Genomic DNA, 18,456 nt, shown 5'->3' on the forward strand with positions numbered 1-18,456 from the left:
CGCTTTCATTATAGTTGGTATTATACACCAGAAACAGGTAATACCCCAATAAATTTACAGATAAATCAGATAACAAAAGGATTTTCGACGACTTGGGAAAGTATGTGTCAAAAAATGCATGTTACCCCCTCTTTTTCCCTGCCACTATCCCAACACCTATTTGAGAGGGTTTTTCCTGATTCTTTCGAATTACTTATATATATCTTATCAAGGAGGAATGTTTCATGAAGTTGAAAAAGTTTAAGAAATTAGCAACCTTATCCCTGGCTGCAAGTCTTGCACTGATTCCGACAACAGGACAAGTCTTCGCCGATCAGACGCCGGAACCATTGAAGAAAGAAATGAAGGTACAGACAGATGTCCAAAAAGGGGACTACGTTAAAGGAGAAGTCGTCGTTAAATTCAAAGAAGGGAAAACGTTGAGCAGCAAACAGCTTCAAGCCTTCGGTGCAGAAAAAGCGAAGGAAGAAAAAAAGGTCGTTGATTCAAATGTGAAAGTTCTCGAAGTCGGCAACGTGGATGCAGTCGTAAAAGCCTTGAACAATAACCCGAATGTCGAATACGCAGAACCTAACTACATATTCGATGTCACATGGACGCCGAATGACACCTACTACTCCGGCTATCAATATGGACCTCAGAACACGAACACCGAAGCCGCTTGGGATATCACCCGGGGGAGCAGTAACCAGGAAATTGCCATCGTAGACTCCGGAGTAGACTATAACCATCCTGATCTAAAAAACAAAACGATAAAGGGCTATGATTTCGTTGATAATGACTATGATCCGATGGACTTGAATAATCACGGTACTCACGTAGCAGGGACAGCTGCAGCACAGACGAACAACGGAAGCGGTGTCGCAGGAATGGCTCCCAATACTAAAATCCTTGCCGTCCGCGCCTTAGATGCCAATGGCAGCGGCTCATTGAACAATATCGCCAACGCCATCCGCTATTCTGCTGATCAAGGGGCAGAAGTCATTAACCTTTCCCTCGGATGTAATTGTGATACCCAAACACTCGAAGACGCTGTGAATTATGCATGGAATAAAGGCTCTGTCATTATCGCTGCTGCTGGAAACGACGGAGTAAGAACGACGTTCGAGCCGGCATCCTATGATAATGTGATCGCGGTCGGAGCTGTCGACCGATATAATCGTAAAGCCTCCTTTTCAAACTATGGAACATGGGTGGACGTCACCGCTCCTGGTGTAGACATTGCATCCACCGTTCCTAATGGAGGGTACGCCTACCTTTCCGGAACGTCCATGGCTTCGCCACACGTTGCCGGACTTGCAGGACTCCTTGCTTCTCAAGGACGTTCAAACAGCAATATACGGGCAGCAATCGAACAAACAGCGGATCCGATCAGCGGGACAGGTTCTTACTTCCAGCACGGGTTGATCAACTCTTATAACGCCGTAAACTATTAAACGGATTCTTAACAGCCTCCGAAGGGCCTCAAGGAAACTTGAGGCTCTTTTTAATTTAGAGACGATTGTACAGTGGGTATCGACACTTATCTATTGACGCCGACTTCTACCTCGGCTATATTAGAATCAACAAGGGGAGTAGCGGCCGTATAATACGGATTGTTGGATCGTCATTCCAGTGCTGCGGCACTCGGTCCATCAAACTATCAACTAGTACGCAAGACCTTGGCCATCAGGGCCGAGGTCTGTTTTTTTGTGATCAAGGCTCTGAAAGTTATCAAAAGGAGGATTTACTTTGGTATTTTTCTTATTTGCCTTATCCGCTGTGATTGTCGTGTATGCGGCAGTCCAATTAAACCGTTTCGGAGATGTGATCAGTCGAAAGTCTTCGCTCAGCGGTGCTGTTGTCGGTACTTTTCTTATAGCAGGAGCAACATCCCTGCCTGAGCTGACAACAAGCTTAACGGCCGTCTATATTGACAACCCCGACATCGCCGTCGGAAACATGCTTGGAAGTAATACGTTCAATCTATTAATCCTTGCTGTCGTCGATATGATTTACCGGAGAAAAAGAATGTTTAACACCATCAATCAGAAGCAGCACCTGCCTTCTGCCATTGCAGGAATCGTTCTCACAATGGTTGTCGTTCTGTCCCTTATTCTTCCGTTTCAAGCGTCACTTCTCCATATTGGATGGGAAATGTTCGTCCTCGTTGCCCTCTATGTGGTTACGATGAAATTCTTCGGGAACTCCGAAGAGGAAGAAGAGGAGATGGACGAGGCTGCCGCCGCAGGCAAAGATTATACGCTTAAAGGGGCCAGTATCGGCTTCGGTGTTGCAGCCGTCGTTGTTTTTGCAGCAGGTAGTGCCTTGTCGATCTTTGGAGACCAGCTAGCCCAGCAGACAGGAATGAGTTCAAGCTTCGTAGGAAGTTTCCTCATAGCTGCTTCCACTTCGCTTCCTGAATTGGTGACCGTCCTCGTTGCATTTCGAATGGCTAATTACGGGATGGCCGTGGGGTCAATCCTCGGGAGTAACCTGTTCAACTTACAGCTTCTTGCAGTAACGGATGTTTTCTATACAAAAGGAGCAATTCTGACCGTTTTAAGCTCTTCTCACCTTCCGATTGCGCTGTTGAGCGTAGCCATGCTTTTGTTGACCGTTTTGACGATCGGACGCAAGCCGCGAACCAATAGTTTTTATTATGCAGCGCCATCGCTTTTAATAATTCTGATGTACTTCATTACTTCTTACAATCTATTTTGACCGCAGAAAAGACACAGTCTCCCTGTGTCTTTTCTTACGTTCTAGAGAAAGAACAGAAAGGGAGAAATATCGGGCGGCAATACACCCGATACTTCTCCCTACTCTTACGCATGTTTTTGAAATGCTATAAAACTTTGCTTAAAAATTCCTGTGTCCTTGGGTTTTGAGGGTTGCTGAAAATATCTGCAGGCAGTCCCTCTTCCATGATGATACCTTCATCCATGAACAACACCCTATCTCCAACCTCCCTTGCGAATCCCATTTCATGAGTCACGACGACCATCGTCATCCCTTCTTTCGCAAGCTCCTTCATAACAGCAAGGACATCACCGACGAGTTCAGGATCGAGGGCCGATGTCGGCTCATCAAACAACATAATTTTCGGCTCCATAGCCAAAGACCGGGCAATGGCTACCCGCTGCTTTTGTCCACCGGAAAGACTCTCCGGATAAACATTCGCCTTATCGGCCAAGCCGACTTTCTCCAGCAGGGGACGGGCAATTGCCTCAGCCGCTGCTTTCTTCATCTTTTTCACTTTCATTGGACCGATCGTTATATTCTCAAGAACGGTCTTATGTGGAAATAAGTTAAAGTGTTGGAATACCATCCCAACCCGTGATCGCACATCATTGATATTCACTTTAGAATCCGTAAGATTATCACCCTCAATATACACATCCCCCGACGTCACTTCTTCCAGGAGGTTCAAACAGCGAAGGAAGGTGCTTTTCCCCGATCCAGATGGTCCTATGACACATACGACCTCTTTTTCATCGATTTCTGTGTTAATTCCTTTCAGTACTTCGTTGGAACCAAACGATTTATGTAAATCTTTCACAGTAATCATCAGACGTCCAGTCTCCTTTCCACTCTCCTTAAATAAACAGCTGTTGGTACAGTGATGATCAAGTACATCACACAAACCATCGTCAGTGCCTGAAACGGCTGAAAGGTCATTCCGTAGTATTGCTGCCCCATATACAACAGCTCCCCTACGGCTATGACAGAGAATAAAGAAGTATCTTTCAGACTTATCACGAATTGGTTACCGAGAGGCGGAATCATTCGCCTGAAAGCTTGCGGCCAAATAATGTACCGCATCGTTTGGTTTCTCGTCAGGCCGATGGAACGCCCCGCTTCTTCCTGTCCCTTATCAATGGAGTAAACGGCACCGCGGACGATTTCAGCAATATAAGCTCCTGCATTGATAGCGATCGCAATGATAGATGCAGTGATTTTATCGATGTTGATTCCTGTCAAATCAGATATCCCGAAATAAATGAATAATATCTGTGCAAGAATCGGCGTCCCGCGAACGGCTTCGACGTAGACGGTAGCAATGCCATACACCAGTTTGTTCTTGGAAAGACGGGCAAAGCCGAAAACTGCGCCCAGGATAAAACCGAAAATCAGACCGACGAATGTTATGATCAATGTCCATACCAGACCTTCAAGCAGGAAAGGCATGACACGGTAATAATGGGATTCTGTTATAAACTCCATATGAGAGACCGCTCCTTAAGTTTTGTAATTCAGTCGATGCCGTACGTTAAAGAAAGCGTAACAAGCCGGCCACTTGTTACGCTCCTCTTGATCAGCTTGGTCATAATAGTGTCTGTTACTCTGATGATTCCGTTCCGTATTTACGCTCTCCGAACCACTCTTCATAAATGTCGTCATACGTTCCGTTGTCAATCAACGTCTGGAGCGCTTCATTCACATCTTCTACAAGCTCGGAGTCCTTCGGAAAGGCTATCCCGTACTGCTCTCCCTGGAGAATATCTCCAGCGGTCTTCAAATTCTCTGCATCGTTTGCCACATAATACTGTACGTTTGGCACATCGTACATGACGGCATCTAAACGACCGGATTCCAAATCCAAATACGCTTCAACAATGCCGGGGAACGTAACGAGCTCGGCATCCGGATGGTTCTCTTTCAGATATGTTTCACTGGTCGTACCGGAACGAGTTCCCACCTTTTTACCAGCAAGGTCATCCTCCGATTGGATTTCTTCGTTATCTCCATTGACTGCTATCATTAAGCCGGCATCATAGTATGGATCGGAGAAAGCAATCGATTCTTTACGCTCTTCCGTAATTGTCATACCGGCAATACCAATATCATAGCGGCCGGACTGCATGCCCGCTACGACACCATCAAATTTCATGGATTCGATATCCACGTTGAAACCTGCTTCATCTGCGACCGCTTTAATAAGATCGATATCGAAGCCTTCCATTTCGCCTGTCTCTTCATTCATAAACTCAAACGGAACGAAGTTGTTATCGGTAGCGACGGTGTACGTTTCACCAGAGTCGCCGGAAGCATCTTCATCCCCGCCACAAGCGGCAAGAATAGATACCATAGCAAAAATCGTAATTAATAAGACCCACTTCTTTTTCATTTTTTCTCCCCCTTATGAAAGATCGCTTCCCCATTATCTCAAATATAAATAATAATTAAAATTTTCTGAATTATTTGTTTTCAGCCTTATTATTGGATATTCACCGGATTAAGATGTCAGGAAGACATTTTTCTCATATTTACGACTTTTTCATCGGATTTTCTCGTTATTAAACTAAAAAAAGCCCAAAAAAGTCGTTTAAAGATTTTACCAAAGGGTAGTGGGGAATATTGGACTTTTAATTTCTAATAGAGGAAGGGTAATCATGCCTAACGAGTACAAGTTGGATACGACAGATTTCCAGTCCTTAAGGACCGCTTCCAGGAAAATGTTCCATATAATCAGCGAACATCTGGATGTCCAAACTGCCTATATTGCTAAAAAAGATGATACAACCATGACTGTGCTTAGTTCTTATAACAGAGATGAAGGTATCATCAACGAGGGATATACGGTGGATTACGGAGGTACATACTGTCGGTTTATATTAAACAGCCGCAATAAAACAATGACCACAGAGAATTTGATGCAGGAAGCACGGACGAAAGACTTAGAAGTTACGGGAGAGCTGCGGAAAAGAGGGTTTCTCGGCGTGGAGCTTACGGATGTTGATGGCAACACGTTCGGTACCCTTTGTGTAATGGATTCCGAGGAAAAGGTATTTGAGCAGGAAGACATTCGTTTCCTGAAATCTATCGCTGACGTTCTCTCCCATATAATCGAATTGGATCAAACGCAGTATAATATGGCTTTGCTAAATGTCCCGATCATACCGATTACAAAGGGTGTATCGATTTTGACTATCCAAGGAATTATTGATGAACGACGGGCGAAAAAGATTATGGACACTACCCTTCGATACGGGGCGGAGAAGGACATTGATTATTTCATCATTGATTTGTCCGGGCTGGTCATTTTGGATGATCTTTTCCCGGACGTGCTGGCGAAGCTCGTTCATTCCCTGGAATTAATGGGAATTGAAGCACTAATGACAGGTATTACCCCGGCGATCGCCCAGCGCGAAGTGGAAAATGTAAAGTTCAACAAACTAAAAGCGAGAACCGTTGTTAATTTGGAAGCAGCTCTCTCGTCTATCGGATTTTCTTTAGTAGAGAAACAATAAAACCTCGTCACTGGACGAGGTTTTTCTTTTTATTATTTCTTTTCCTTTTCATATTCAATGACTTCTCCTGTTTGTCCATCCACCGTAACATCGTATTCGTGGGTATCATCGACAAGCTCGAATTCAAAGTGGCCGTCATCAACCTCTGATTCTGTAATGGTCCCGCCGGTTTCCTGTTCTGCAGTCTTTTCAGCAGTCGCTTGGTCCACCTTCAAATCAGCTGCTGATACTTGATCAGAATCACTGTCCGAATCCTCACGATCCACTTCCAACACTTCTCCGGATTCTGCGTGAATGTCTACGTCCATTTCCTGGCCGTCTTTGGTCATTCCTTTCACTTCATACTTCTGTACACCGTCGTCTACATCTTTTTCTACTTTAGTGATTTCCAAACCTTCCACTTCTTTAACCGCCGTATCTTCTGCCTGTTTCTGGGATACTTTGACGTTCTTATCAGACCATTGACCATCGTTACTTACCGCACTGACACCGAATGCACCGCCCAGAATCATTACTCCTGCCACTCCAGCAATCATCCATGTTTTCTTCATTTTGTTTCCTCCTTTGTTTTATCTACTTACACTATATCCAGGCAAGATGAGAACAAATGGAGTATAAAATGAGAATTTCATGAGAACCGATTAATCGTCCCAACTCACGGACATGACCTCTCCTGTCACGGCGTGTACCTGGACGGTTGCTTCTCGCTCATCCTTTTGTTCAATTTCCACTAAATAATAGATAGTTCCGTCATTCTCTTCGAGGTCCACGTCATCTACCTCTCCGTCTACTTCCGCTAATGCTAGCCTTTCCGCTTCCTGCTCGGAAATTGTCTTAGTTTCAGATGATGGACTGTTTTCCTCAGGTGGGTCAGACGACTCTTCCTTCTGCTGTTGATCTGTAGTGTCGCTTCCAGCGACCCTCTGCACATTGGCAATACTTCCATCTACTTTCAGCACCGTGACTTCATACGTCCCTGCATCTGTTTGAACAGTGGCTGTATAGTGGTCATCCTCAGCTATTATTCGGCTCACTTCTCCACTGTACTGGTCTTCCACTTTCGTGCGGACATCGTTATCAGTTAACGGCTCTGCACTGGAACGGTCATTAATCATCTGCCAGCCAAGGAGAAGGAGAAGGAGCAGGCCGACTGTTGACAACAATAGCTTCCATAATTTTGACATAGGATCCCTCCTGTTCTTCTCATTGTATAGGAGTTATCTGAGATTCTTCTGAGAATGGGCAAGGATTATCGAAGCCGTCGTGCCTTTCCCTTTAATACTCGTCAACTTCAGTTCCGCCCCAATTGCCTCGGCAAGCTCCTGTGCAAGGGATAACCCAAGGCCATATCCTTCCGAGCGGGATTGATCAACCTGATAGAATCGGTCGAACACGTGTTCAAGTTCCTGACCCGTCATTCCAATCCCTTCATCAACCACATCGATAATGACCTTACTACTGTGCTGTTTGACAAAAACAGCGATTGCTTCGTCGCTGTATTTTTTTGCATTGTCCATTAAGATATAAAGCAGCTGCTTCAGCTTCTGTTCGTCTGTATATACGGTTACGGCACTATCTGAAAGTAAGCGCACCTGTCGACTATAGGCTTTTTCAAAGGAGACTACCGTTGACTCAAGTAACGAAACCAGCGGTATATTCTCCTTCTTCACATTCCAGTGCTCCTCTTGTTTCGCCAATAAAAGCAGCTGCTGAGTCAGTGCTCTCATTTGCTTCGCCTCAGAATAGATTGCTTCTATAGATTCACGGAAGAGTTTCTCGTCTTTATTCCCACGACGTTTCAGTAAGCTGGAATAGGATTCAATAACAGTCAATGGTGTTTTCAATTCATGGGATGCATTGGATACGAACTGCTCTTGACGTTCATAATTTCGCTCGAGCTGTATGATCATTTGATTAAAGGCATCCGCCATCTGATCAAGTTCATCCTTGGACTGCTTCTCTGTCTCAATCTGTTTGAACTCTCCACTTCCCCTGATTTCCTGCATCGTATCGGTAAGCGATACGATCGGCTTCGTTATTAGGTTGCTAAGGATGCGCGCAGAAAGAAAAAGTGGAAGGATAGCAAGAATGGTAACGACCAAAAGCACTAGTCTTAAAACTTCTAAGTTGGACGACGTTGAAGCAAGACTCTGCGTCAATTGCAGAGACGCCACTTCTCCATTCATCCAGAGAACCGGAACAGCAGCTACAGCGTGAGGTGTTTCGTCGTATTTCTCTACTTCCACCTGTTCTCCCTGATAATACCGGTACTCCTGATCAGCGAGGTCCTGCTGACTGCCTGCCGCCACCGTTTCCGCTTGTCCGTTTCGGCGTATGATTCTAATCATACCGTTTGCCGGTACATAAGCCCTGAGAAGGTCTGTGGACAGGGAAGTGCTCTCCTGTTCGTTGATACCGGCAGCGATACGCTCTGCCTCGAGACGCGTTTGTTCCAAGTCGCTGTCGTAACTGATATGGCTGAACGTGAAATAAACAGACAGGCTGATCAGGACCAGTAAGACAGTGAACAGCACTGTGGTGTAGACGTGGATTTTATTCGATAATTTCATCGCGGATCCTTTAACACATAACCGACGCCCCGGACGGTGTGCAGCAGCTTCGGTTCATAGTTCTTGTCCATTTTGTTACGAAGATAACGAATATAGACGTCCACGATATTCGTATCTCCATAGTAGTCATAGCCCCACACCCCGTCGAGAAGCTGCTCCCTGTTCAAGACCTGCCGCTTGTTCTTCAATAAATAAACGAGCAGCGCGAATTCTTTAGCGGTCAAATCGATCTTATCCTCTCCGCGGCTCACCTCATGTGTCGATTCATTTACTTTAAGATCCGCAAGAGACAAACCCGGCTCGCCTGTTTCATCAGCAGGTTTGAAGCGTAGAGCAGCTCGAATTCTTGCTAATAATTCTTCAAAATCAAACGGCTTGGTCACATAATCGTTTGCGCCAAGGTCCAGCCCTGTCACTTTATCTTCGACGTTATCTTTAGCCGTCAGCATAATTACAGGAGTTGCCGTATCTCCCTTTCTTATTCGCTTCAGCACATCGGTACCGCTCATACTTGGAAGCATGACATCTAGGAGAACCAGGTCCCAGGACTTCGAACGGAAAAGGTCCATCCCCTCCGCTCCATCGTGTGCCTTTGTCACGGTGTAACCTTCATACTCGAGTTCGATTTCAAGCACACGCGCAATTTTCTGTTCATCTTCAATAACGAGAATATCCGCTTTCATCACCTTCATCCCTCTTTCCCTTTTATTGTTTAGCATCATTCTAGCAGACATACCCATCAACGCGCATAAGAAAAGACGATTCGATAAACGAATCGCCTTTAAACTATTTCGGGAGCGGATCCGCTTCCATCAGCAGATCGACGATGTGAACCGAATCCATCACCCCACTCTTTCCTTCCCTTTCGACACCAAGCTTCATCTGCAGGAGGCAGCCTGGGTTGGACGTTATGATCCTGTCCGGCCCCGTCTGACAAACGTCCTTCATTTTAACATCCAGGATATCCATCGCCTCTTCATAGTTGACAATGTTATATACCCCCGCAGATCCGCAGCAGAACTCTGGTCGATCCAGCTCTTTTAAGGTAAGCCCCGGAATACGCTTTAAGAGATCGATGGGTTTGTTCGTCACCTTCTGAACATTTCTCAAATGACAGGATGGCTGATAAGTAACTGCCACATCCAACGACTTATTAAAGATAAGGCCGTCCATCTCCACCAATACTTCCGATATGTCTTTCACCCGATGTGTAAATTGGAGAGCCCGCTTGTGCCATGTTGTTCCTTCTTCAAAAAGAGTGGCATATTCGATTAAACGTGCTCCGCAGCCTCCTGCATTATTCACAATATAATCGAAGTTCTCTTCCTCAAATGCTTCTATATTTCTCTTGGCCAGCTCCGTCGCCTCTTCCTTTTTTCCGGAGTGACCATGAAGGGCCCCACAGCACGTCTGCTGCTCAGGAATAACGATCTCTGCTCCACTTCGCAGGAGCAGTTCGAGCGTATTTTCATTGGATTCAAAAAAAACGCTGTCCATGATACATCCTCTAAAAAACCCAACCTTAGCCTTAGCCGGGCGCATCCTTACATAGCGATTCGCTCTCTGCTTACGCAGTTTCGGCGGCGGCATGGCCGGGAGCACCGATTCCATCTGTCCAAGCGGCTCGGAAATACGCTTAAGGAGCCCGAAATGACCAGCTGCTTTCTGTGTCCCCGTCTTCTGATAGAGCCACGCCGCATTTCCCAGGAAATCCATCCACTTCGAGGAAGGAAAAAACTCCTTGTATAAGAAGCTTTCCATCCATCTTTGCGGGCGGGGCTTTCCTGTTTCTTCTTCCATGAACGTCTTTGCACTTTCCAAAAGCTCTCCGTACTGGACGTTAGTGGGACAGACGACTGTACAGGCCATACAGCCAAGGCATTTCTCAATCGGTTCTTTCAATTCCTCTACTGCCGCTTTTCCTTCTGCCACCATTTTAATCAGATTGATCCTTCCCCTTGGCGAGTGCGTTTCTTTCTCCATCGTTTCATATGTCGGACAGGCTGGGAGGCAATAGCCGCACTGGACACAATCAATGGTCCTGTCATAGGACAACCTTTCTTTCAATTGTTCACTCATCTGTCAACACCAGCTTCTGACCCTTCTCTGGAAAGATCTTTCCCGGGTTAAGAATTCCATTCGGGTCCCAACTGTCCTTGATGCGTTTCATCATCCCAAGACCGACTGCTCCGAGCTCTGCCTCCATGAAGGGAGCTTTCATCGTGCCTATCCCGTGTTCTCCTGACAATGTACCTCCGAGTTCCAGTGCAGCTTCAAACATGGCTTCCACTGCAGCTTCTGCACGCTTCATCTCTTCCTTATCCCTTTTGTCACATAGTACATTTGGGTGGAGGTTTCCATCTCCTGCATGTCCGAATGCGACAACTTCGACTTGATATTTTTCTTTTATTGTATGTAACCGGTCGATGAAGTCAGGAATTTTGCTTCTGGGAACGGTAGCGTCTTCCGAGACTTTGGTCGGTTTGATTTTGGCGATTGCAGGGGATACTTGTTTTCTTGCGTGCCAGATGGCAGCTGCTTCCTCTTCGGTTTTAGGGATGATGATTTCCACAGCACCGACATCCAGCATGATTTCTTCGACAAGCCCGCGTTCCACCCGAAGCGTTTCCGGATGACCGTCAAGCTCAATGATGACGATAGCAGCATCATCGACGGGAAGACCGACAGGCTGGAAGTTCTCGACAGCGACGATACAGGCCTGGTCCATAAATTCCATCTTAGCTGGTAGAATCCCGGAAGTGAGCGTCCGTGAAATCGCCTCTCCTGCTTTCCTCACCTCTTGGAATGCGACCATCATCGTTTGTACAGCTTTCGGTTTCGGCATCAGCTTCAAGGTCGCTCCGACAATGACCGCAAGCGTTCCTTCCGATCCGACTATCAGCTTCGTAAGATCGAAACCTGTCACGTTCTTAATCGTCCGGCCACCGGTTCTGATTATTTCCCCCTCCGGTGTCACTACTTCAAGGCCGAGAACGTGATCCTTCGTCACACCATACTTCAAGCCCCGGGGCCCGCCGGAATTCTCCGCAAGGTTGCCGCCGATTGTCGCAACATGAGCACTGCTTGGATCAGGAGCGTACATTAAACCATGCTCCGCAGCCTCCGCATTAATATCCACGGTCTTCACACTCGGCGTAACGTCTACAGTCAAATCATAAGGCTGCATTTCGATCACCGCAGGCCATTGGGACATATCAAGAACGATTCCTCCATAGACAGGAAGAGGACCGCCACTCAGACAAGTACCCGATCCCCTTGGATAAACCGGTACACGACAGCGGTTCGCCACCTTCAAGACAGCTGCTACTTCCTCTTTCTTCTTCACCTGGACGACGGCTTCGGGCATATATTCACCGAAGGATGCGTCAAAACTGTAGCTGTAACGATCGGCGGCCGATGTGAGAATTCTTTCTTCCGGCAGAATCTGCTGGAGTTCCCTCAACCAATCTTTCATTCTATCCAACCTCCCTGGTCATTGCTTCATAGATTTGACGTTTTTCAGAGACGGCTTTCCTTTCAAATCATTAATGACTTCGGTTATTTCCTCAAAGTAATCCGATGCTTCTCCCCATTGTTCTGTGACAAGATTGACAAAAAGAATATCGATCATGTGGAGCTGGGCAAGCCGCGAGGATGTAGCACCGCTGCGGAAAGGTGCTGGAATCTCTCTAGAGGCGGATATATACAGCGAAACATCCGCACAGGCTGTAACCGGAGACTGTCCATATCTTGTGAGGCTGATCGTTTTGGCTCCTTTTCGTTTAGCAATTTCCATAACTTTGGCTGTTTCGTATGTCTCCCCGGAGAAGGAAATACCGAAAACCACATCCCGGTCAGAAACGTTCGCGATGTTCATGGCAGCATTATGTAAATCGTTGAATGCCGAAGTAGCCTTATTCATGCGCATGAACTTCTGTTGGGCATCCTGAGCAATAATGCCCGACGCGCCAACACCGAAAAAATGAATTCTCTCGGCATTTTTCAAAAACTTGATGGCTTCAGACAGGGTCTTGTAATCGACCAGCTCGGTGGTTTCCTTAATTGCCTGCACACTGTTGTTAGTTACTTTCTCTACAATTAAATCCGAAGGCTCTCCGGGCTGAATATCCCGGTACTGTTCCTCTGGTTTCTTCTGCAGGTCACCGGAGATTCGAAGTTTCAATTCCTGAAGCCCCTTTAAACCAAGTGATTTGCAGAGGCGGATGACAGCCGCGCTGCTTGTTGAACTCAACTCCCCGAGCTGAGACGCTGTGCAGTGTATCGCTTCATGCGGCTGATCCAGAATGAAGCCCGCAATTTTTCTTTCTGAAGGAGGTAATTTATCCTTCATTTCTTTAAGCATGACTAGACCGCCTGTAAGCGAAGCTTTCATGATCATCACCACTCTTATCCTTTAATAGCTCCTTCCGTCATCCCTTTCACAATCCGGCGTTGGAAAATCGCATAAAGAACGATGACCGGAATGATAGCGATGACGAGACTCGCAAATAATGTTCCCCAGGCATTGGTATACTGGGTTTCGTTACTAATAAAGTCAATAGCCAGTGCCAATGTATAGTTTTCTTCTGTCTGGAGAAAAATCAATGCCATAAAATATTCATTCCAGAACTGAATCATATTCATAATCGTTACGGTAATAATTCCGGTAGTAGACAACGGCGTGATCACTTTCCACAAGACACCGTAAGGAGACATCCCGTCGATAGCTGCCGCTTCTTCCAATGATTTTGGGATCGTGGCCATGAAACTCGTAAGTACGAAAATGCTGAATGGCAGTTGGCTGACAGCATAGACAATGCTCAATCCGAAGATGTTATCAAGCAGATTCAGCTGCATGAGCAGGAAAAACAACGGAATCCATCCGAGTACCATTGGGATCATCATCGCAGAAATGTATAAAGTAAACAAGACACGGTTCCCACGGAAAACCATCCGTTCGAGCGCATAAGATGTCGGAATCGCCATCATTAACGTAAGCGTCGCTCCAAGCCCTGTGACAAGGAAGCTGTTGAATACGCTTGTATCTATATTATAGTTACTCCAGGCGTCCACGAAGTTGGAAAACGAGAAGCTCTCCGGAATCCCCCATGGATTTCGGTATATCTCCGCATTCGACTTGAACGCACCAAGAATCATCCAGAAAATCGGATACAGAACGGCCAAGGACCAGATGATCAGTGGGACACGGACGATCGTCCGTGAGAAAAAACTGCCTTTGTGCACGGTATTCCCCTCCTGTCGTTTAATACTCTACTTTCTCCCGCCTCATAAAAAACTGCAGGATAAGTACCGTCACGAGGGACAGAATCAATATCATTACCCCGATTGTAGCCCCGTAACCGAAATTGTATTTGACGAATGCCTGCTCATATAAATAGGACCCCATCACATGTGTCGAATTGTTCGGCCCACCCTGGGTCATGACCTGGACGATGATGAAGGAGCCGTTCAATGTTGTGATAATGATATAAAGGATCGAAATTTTGATCTGTGGCCATATAAGCGGAAGCGTTACTTTCCAAAATTGCTGCCACTCGGTCGCACCGTCTATCTCCGCCGCTTCATAGTAGCTCTTCGAAATGTTCGAAATTCCTCCCATGAGCATAAGCATGAACAAGCCGATACCGGCCCATATCGACGGCAGTACCAGACTCGGCAGAGCCCAGTCTTCACTTCCAAGCCATGGACGCTGCAGGCTTTCAAGACCGATAAATTCAAGCCCCGAGTTTACCAAACCAAGGCTTGGGTTGTAGATGAACATCCAGAGAATACCGATAACAACGACGGACATAATATTTGGGAAGAAAAATACGATCCGATAAAATGGTGCTTCTTTAATTTTCAACTGAGTCAACGCAACCGCGAAGAACGTCGCTAGTACCATGATGCCGATTACCTTCGTAACGACGAGGAAATAATCATGGAGGATCGTATCAGGGATAATTCCATCACTGAACAACCGGCGATAATTATCAAAGCCGACAAATTCAGCAATCGAAGAGGAACCTGACCATTTAAATAATGAATAATAAAGCCCGTTGAACAAGGGATAAAGGGTGAAAACCGCAAACAAAAGAAACGTCGGAACAAGGCAGAACGCCAAAAACAAATATCTCTGCCGCTTCGACTGGACCATCCTTCCCACCTCTTTCTCTTTCAGATTCTTTCTTGGACAAAGGAAGAAAAAGGGAATGCAGAAGAGTGAATCCTCCACATTCCGCTGATATTCCTACTCGAGACTCTTACGATATTCCGCAGCTGCTTTTTCTGCTTCCTCCACGAATTCTTCCGCAGTAATATTACCCAGCATGAGAGAGACCAGCGAATTACTTACAGGCGTTTCCAATTCAGAGCTCATCGGATGCGGTTTCTGATAGATTTGAACCTGCTCCGGATCGTTGATCATCTCGTTCGCTTCAATAAGGAACGGCGGGACTTCCTCACTGGAAGAAAGGTCGACTCCCTGAAGGTTCATAATTGCACCGGTATGCTCAGAAAAGCTCTTCGCATATTCCTTCGTATACACGAACTCAACGAACGCTTTGGCAGCTTCCGGATTTTCGGCCTTCTCTGCGATCGCCAGTGGGCGAAGATCCGGTACGATCGCATATGGTTCACCCTCTGCCTGCATTGGAGATGGAATAAATCCGTATTCGAAATCTTCCGGTGTATCATTGGCCATTTCATTCGGCAGCCAGAAACCAACCGGGATAAATGCATTATCATGGAGAAGGAAGTTCATTTGGGACTGTGTATGATTGAGAGCACCAAATCCAGGATCGATCAGCCCATCCTTCTGCATCTGCTCCACATTCTTCATCACTTCCAGCACCGGCTCACTCGTCCACGCACCTTCTTTACCTGTGATGACATCCGTCAATAGTTCATCCCCACCGGCTGCACCGAATGCCGGGTAAAGGACACCACGAAGGAAATAATATGGATATTGGCCGGTTGTAACGAACGGTGCGATATCCTCTTCGTCCTTGATCGTCTTCATCGTTTCCATAAAGCCGGGGAAATCTTTCGGAACATCCCAGCCTTTTTCTTCAAACCAAGCATTGTCATACCACGTTCCCCATGTATCGAAGACTAATGGAAGGCTGTAAATATCGCCGTCATAGTCAGCCGGGTCGACGATAAAGCTTTCGTTCAGCTTGGAACCGTCTTCCAACTCTATACCGCTCACCCATTCCGACAAATTCATCAACTGCCCGTCTTCCACCATTTGTGTTTCACTGGAACCGGCACCGTCAATATAAACGACATCAGGCGGATCGTCGGATACCCAGCGTGATCTCATTTCTTCGTTAATGTTCGGACCGGCATGTTCTGTAATGGTCACATCCGGATATTCTTCCTGAAAATCAGCAATCACTTCTTTCCACCACGAATCCCCGTAACCCCCGACAAAATACTGGATTTCCAGCTCACCGGAAATTTCTCCGGATGAACTTTCCTCTCCTGAACCATCTCCTGAGTCCTCCTCGCTCGACTCATCTGATCCTGCCCCCGGAGCACAACCAGCCAGCACCACGAATACAAACAGAATACCTATCATCCACCAAGATGAAACGTTCCGCCACTTGTTCAAAGCAAAGCTCCCCCTTTGTTTTGGTCATTTATTTGAAACCATTGAATGGTTTGCAAATCAACTGTTCGTTTCCAGCGCTTCCCTCAGCTGCCCCTCATGAGCCGCGAGCAATGTTTGTGCTTCTTCATAAGAAACAGACTTTAAAAGCATTAAAATAGCCGGTTTCACCTGCATATCCGCTTGTTCCAAAGCAGATTCCGCCTCTTCATACTTCGTCTTCGTGCTTTCCATCAAAATGCTTTTCGCGCGTTCACGGAGTTTATGGTTGCTTGCGTGGACGTCGACCATCAAGTTCTCATAGACTTTGCCAAGTTTCACCATACTGACGGTACTGAGCATATTAAGCACCATTTTATGAGCGGATGCTGATTTCAACCGCGTCGAACCAGTCAATACTTCCGGTCCGACGATGACTTCGATCGGACAATCCGCGAAGGTGCTGATTTCTGATGCTTCATTACAAGAAAGTGAAACCGTAAATGCACCGATACGGCGGGCCTCCTTCAGAGCACCAATAGGATAAGGCGTCCTGCCGCTTGCTGTGATGCCGACAACCACGTCCATCGGGGAGACTTTCTTCTTCTGTAAATCCTCTTCTCCTTGTCGTTCATCGTCCTCAGAGTTTTCTTTCGCCTTAAGAAAAGCTTCCCCACCGCCTGCCATGACCGCCTGGACCATATCGTAGTCCACTTGAAATGTCGGTGGACATTCAGAAGCATCCAAAACGCCAAGGCGGCCGCTTGTACCTGCCCCTACATAAAAAAGACGTCCCCCACGCTTCAAGGCTTCCGCAATCCGATCTACTGCTTTCGTTATCTGTGGCAGCACCTGCCTTACAGCGGATGCCACTTTCTGATCTTCATCATTCATCACCGTAAGGATTTCTGCGGTTGTCATACGATCGAGTTCTCTTGTTCGCTCATTTCTCTGTTCCGTCGTCAAAGATGCCAAGGAATCTGTCATCTATTCTCCCCCTCCTTTATTACCAAGGACGGTTGAGCCAGTAAAGCCGCCCCAAATTCCGGAGGCCCGTATGCTTCCACATGCCTGCCCCATCCTCGTTCCTCCATTTGTCTGATGAAGTATTTCTTCAATACATGGGAATGAGTGAAAATTGATCCAGCCGTCACGACTGCCGGTATCGTGTTAAATCCTTTACGTCTTATAGAGTAGAGATGAAGCAGCAATTCCTCCGCAGCTGTATGCAAAATGCGTGTTGCCGTGCTGTCCCCCGTCTCCGAGGCTGCAATAACACATTCTGCAACACCGGCGATTGTCTGCTTTTCCATTCGAGTTCCCTCATGGATAAACCGGATCAGCTGTTCCGGTTTATCCAACTGCCACTTTTCCAGAAGCAGTTCTGTCAGAATGGTTTCCCCTCTTCGTCCATCTGCCGCCTTCGTCACTTCTGATAACGCTTTCAAAGATATGTAATATCCACTTCCTTCATCACCAAGGATATGCCCCCAGCCGCCGCACCGATGCAGCCTGTGGTCCGGAGCAATTCCGATGGCGCTTGAACCAGTCCCTGAAATGACAAGAATACCCGACTCCTCGTGCGGTGGTAGTGCACCTCTTAAAGCCGCATGACTGTCCGATCCGATAAACAAGTGGCAATTTTCAGAAAAAATTTGATTTGAAAATTTTTTTTGGGCTATTGCCTTCATTTGCTGCTTATCTTCTGCTCTTCCGACTCCCGCAAGACCGACTCCCACTCCTGCAACTTCCTTTGGATCAATGCTGAATTGCTCCATACCTTCCGAAATTAAAGACTGAATCCGGCCCCACGCCTTTTCAAAGCCAATGATATGTGGATTCGTTCCAGGTCCTACCACTACCATAGGATCCGGAGAGCTGGTTGTTTTCCCTGCTTCCATAAATAGACACGCCGTTTTCGTTCCTCCTCCGTCTATTCCAATTACATATTCCATAGACGACCTCCAATGGGAATGATTGACTATATTATAGATTTATTGAATTTTTATGTCAATATACCTTTTTATATTCCGTTATTTTATTTCAAAAATAACAAAGCAAA

18 protein-coding genes are annotated in these 18,456 nt (G+C 46.4%); 3 read left to right on the plus strand and 15 right to left on the minus strand.

Annotated elements, in window-relative coordinates:
* Positions 1-224 precede the first annotated feature (224 nt).
* Both M662_RS14880 and M662_RS14885 read left to right on the plus strand, forming a co-directional pair.
* Positions 225-1,436 (plus strand): S8 family peptidase, encoded by a 1,212-nt coding sequence (locus tag M662_RS14880; RefSeq protein ID WP_008634198.1) that lies wholly within the window; start codon positions 225-227, stop codon positions 1,434-1,436.
* A 295-nt stretch (positions 1,437-1,731) separates the two neighbouring features.
* Entirely contained in the window at positions 1,732-2,703 is a 972-nt protein-coding gene (locus M662_RS14885; protein ID WP_008634197.1) for a sodium:calcium antiporter, read from the plus strand.
* Positions 2,704-2,827: 124 nt separating this feature from the next.
* Here M662_RS14885 and M662_RS14890 read toward each other — a convergent pair whose 3' ends face one another.
* The 3 genes from M662_RS14890 to M662_RS14900 all read right to left on the minus strand — a co-directional run bounded on the left by M662_RS14890 (position 2,828) and on the right by M662_RS14900 (position 5,110).
* The gene (locus M662_RS14890) at positions 2,828-3,550 is read right to left on the minus strand and encodes an amino acid ABC transporter ATP-binding protein (protein WP_008634196.1); all 723 of its coding nucleotides are present in this window, start codon (positions 3,548-3,550) and stop codon (positions 2,828-2,830) included.
* Positions 3,550-4,206: an amino acid ABC transporter permease gene (locus tag M662_RS14895; RefSeq protein ID WP_008634195.1), complete on the minus strand. Its 657-nt coding sequence runs from the start codon at positions 4,204-4,206 to the stop codon at positions 3,550-3,552. The genes M662_RS14890 and M662_RS14895 overlap by 1 nt, the downstream gene beginning before the upstream one ends.
* A 115-nt stretch (positions 4,207-4,321) precedes the next feature.
* Positions 4,322-5,110: a glutamine ABC transporter substrate-binding protein gene (locus M662_RS14900; protein ID WP_008634193.1), complete on the minus strand. Its 789-nt coding sequence runs from the start codon at positions 5,108-5,110 to the stop codon at positions 4,322-4,324.
* A gap of 265 nt (positions 5,111-5,375) precedes the next feature.
* On the opposite strand from M662_RS14900, the gene M662_RS14905 reads away from it, so the two are divergent.
* Positions 5,376-6,233 (plus strand): STAS domain-containing protein, encoded by an 858-nt coding sequence (locus tag M662_RS14905; protein WP_026578188.1) that lies wholly within the window; start codon positions 5,376-5,378, stop codon positions 6,231-6,233.
* Between the two features lie 32 nt (positions 6,234-6,265).
* On the opposite strand, the gene M662_RS14910 is transcribed toward M662_RS14905, so the two are convergent.
* From M662_RS14910 to M662_RS14965, 12 genes are all read right to left on the minus strand, one after another.
* Positions 6,266-6,784 carry a PepSY domain-containing protein gene (locus M662_RS14910; RefSeq protein WP_026578187.1) on the minus strand — a complete coding sequence of 173 codons (519 nt, stop codon included), beginning with the start codon at positions 6,782-6,784 and terminating at the stop codon, positions 6,266-6,268.
* Between the two features lie 90 nt (positions 6,785-6,874).
* The gene (locus M662_RS14915; RefSeq protein WP_026578186.1) at positions 6,875-7,417 is read right to left on the minus strand and encodes a PepSY domain-containing protein; all 543 of its coding nucleotides are present in this window, start codon (positions 7,415-7,417) and stop codon (positions 6,875-6,877) included.
* Positions 7,418-7,450: 33 nt separating this feature from the next.
* Positions 7,451-8,803: a sensor histidine kinase gene (locus M662_RS14920; protein WP_026578185.1), complete on the minus strand. Its 1,353-nt coding sequence runs from the start codon at positions 8,801-8,803 to the stop codon at positions 7,451-7,453.
* Positions 8,800-9,486 carry a response regulator transcription factor gene (locus M662_RS14925; protein WP_026578184.1) on the minus strand — a complete coding sequence of 229 codons (687 nt, stop codon included), beginning with the start codon at positions 9,484-9,486 and terminating at the stop codon, positions 8,800-8,802. The genes M662_RS14920 and M662_RS14925 overlap by 4 nt, the downstream gene beginning before the upstream one ends.
* A gap of 103 nt (positions 9,487-9,589) precedes the next feature.
* Positions 9,590-10,882 carry a (Fe-S)-binding protein gene (locus tag M662_RS14930; RefSeq protein WP_026578183.1) on the minus strand — a complete coding sequence of 431 codons (1,293 nt, stop codon included), beginning with the start codon at positions 10,880-10,882 and terminating at the stop codon, positions 9,590-9,592.
* Complete coding sequence (locus M662_RS14935) at positions 10,875-12,278, minus strand: FAD-binding oxidoreductase (RefSeq protein WP_026578182.1); 1,404 nt, start codon at positions 12,276-12,278, stop codon at positions 10,875-10,877. The genes M662_RS14930 and M662_RS14935 overlap by 8 nt, the downstream gene beginning before the upstream one ends.
* Before the next feature lie 18 nt (positions 12,279-12,296).
* Positions 12,297-13,196, minus strand: a complete 900-nt coding sequence (locus M662_RS14940) for a MurR/RpiR family transcriptional regulator (RefSeq protein WP_026578181.1) — start codon at positions 13,194-13,196, stop codon at positions 12,297-12,299.
* Between the two features lie 14 nt (positions 13,197-13,210).
* Positions 13,211-14,047: a carbohydrate ABC transporter permease gene (locus tag M662_RS14945; RefSeq protein WP_008634174.1), complete on the minus strand. Its 837-nt coding sequence runs from the start codon at positions 14,045-14,047 to the stop codon at positions 13,211-13,213.
* 19 nt (positions 14,048-14,066) lie between these two features.
* Positions 14,067-14,960, minus strand: coding sequence for a carbohydrate ABC transporter permease (locus M662_RS14950; protein ID WP_008634172.1), 894 nt, complete (start codon positions 14,958-14,960; stop codon positions 14,067-14,069).
* 93 nt (positions 14,961-15,053) lie between these two features.
* The gene (locus M662_RS14955) at positions 15,054-16,385 is read right to left on the minus strand and encodes an extracellular solute-binding protein (protein WP_035388392.1); all 1,332 of its coding nucleotides are present in this window, start codon (positions 16,383-16,385) and stop codon (positions 15,054-15,056) included.
* A 90-nt stretch (positions 16,386-16,475) separates the two neighbouring features.
* The gene (murQ, locus tag M662_RS14960) at positions 16,476-17,381 is read right to left on the minus strand and encodes an N-acetylmuramic acid 6-phosphate etherase (RefSeq protein WP_008634167.1); all 906 of its coding nucleotides are present in this window, start codon (positions 17,379-17,381) and stop codon (positions 16,476-16,478) included.
* The gene (locus M662_RS14965) at positions 17,378-18,349 is read right to left on the minus strand and encodes an N-acetylglucosamine kinase (RefSeq protein ID WP_026578179.1); all 972 of its coding nucleotides are present in this window, start codon (positions 18,347-18,349) and stop codon (positions 17,378-17,380) included. Before M662_RS14965 ends, murQ begins: the two co-directional genes overlap by 4 nt.
* Positions 18,350-18,456 lie beyond the last annotated feature (107 nt).

Origin of the sequence: Bacillus sp. SB49, assembly GCF_000469135.2 — a bacterium.
Classification (GTDB): domain Bacteria; phylum Bacillota; class Bacilli; order Bacillales; family Halobacillaceae; genus Halobacillus.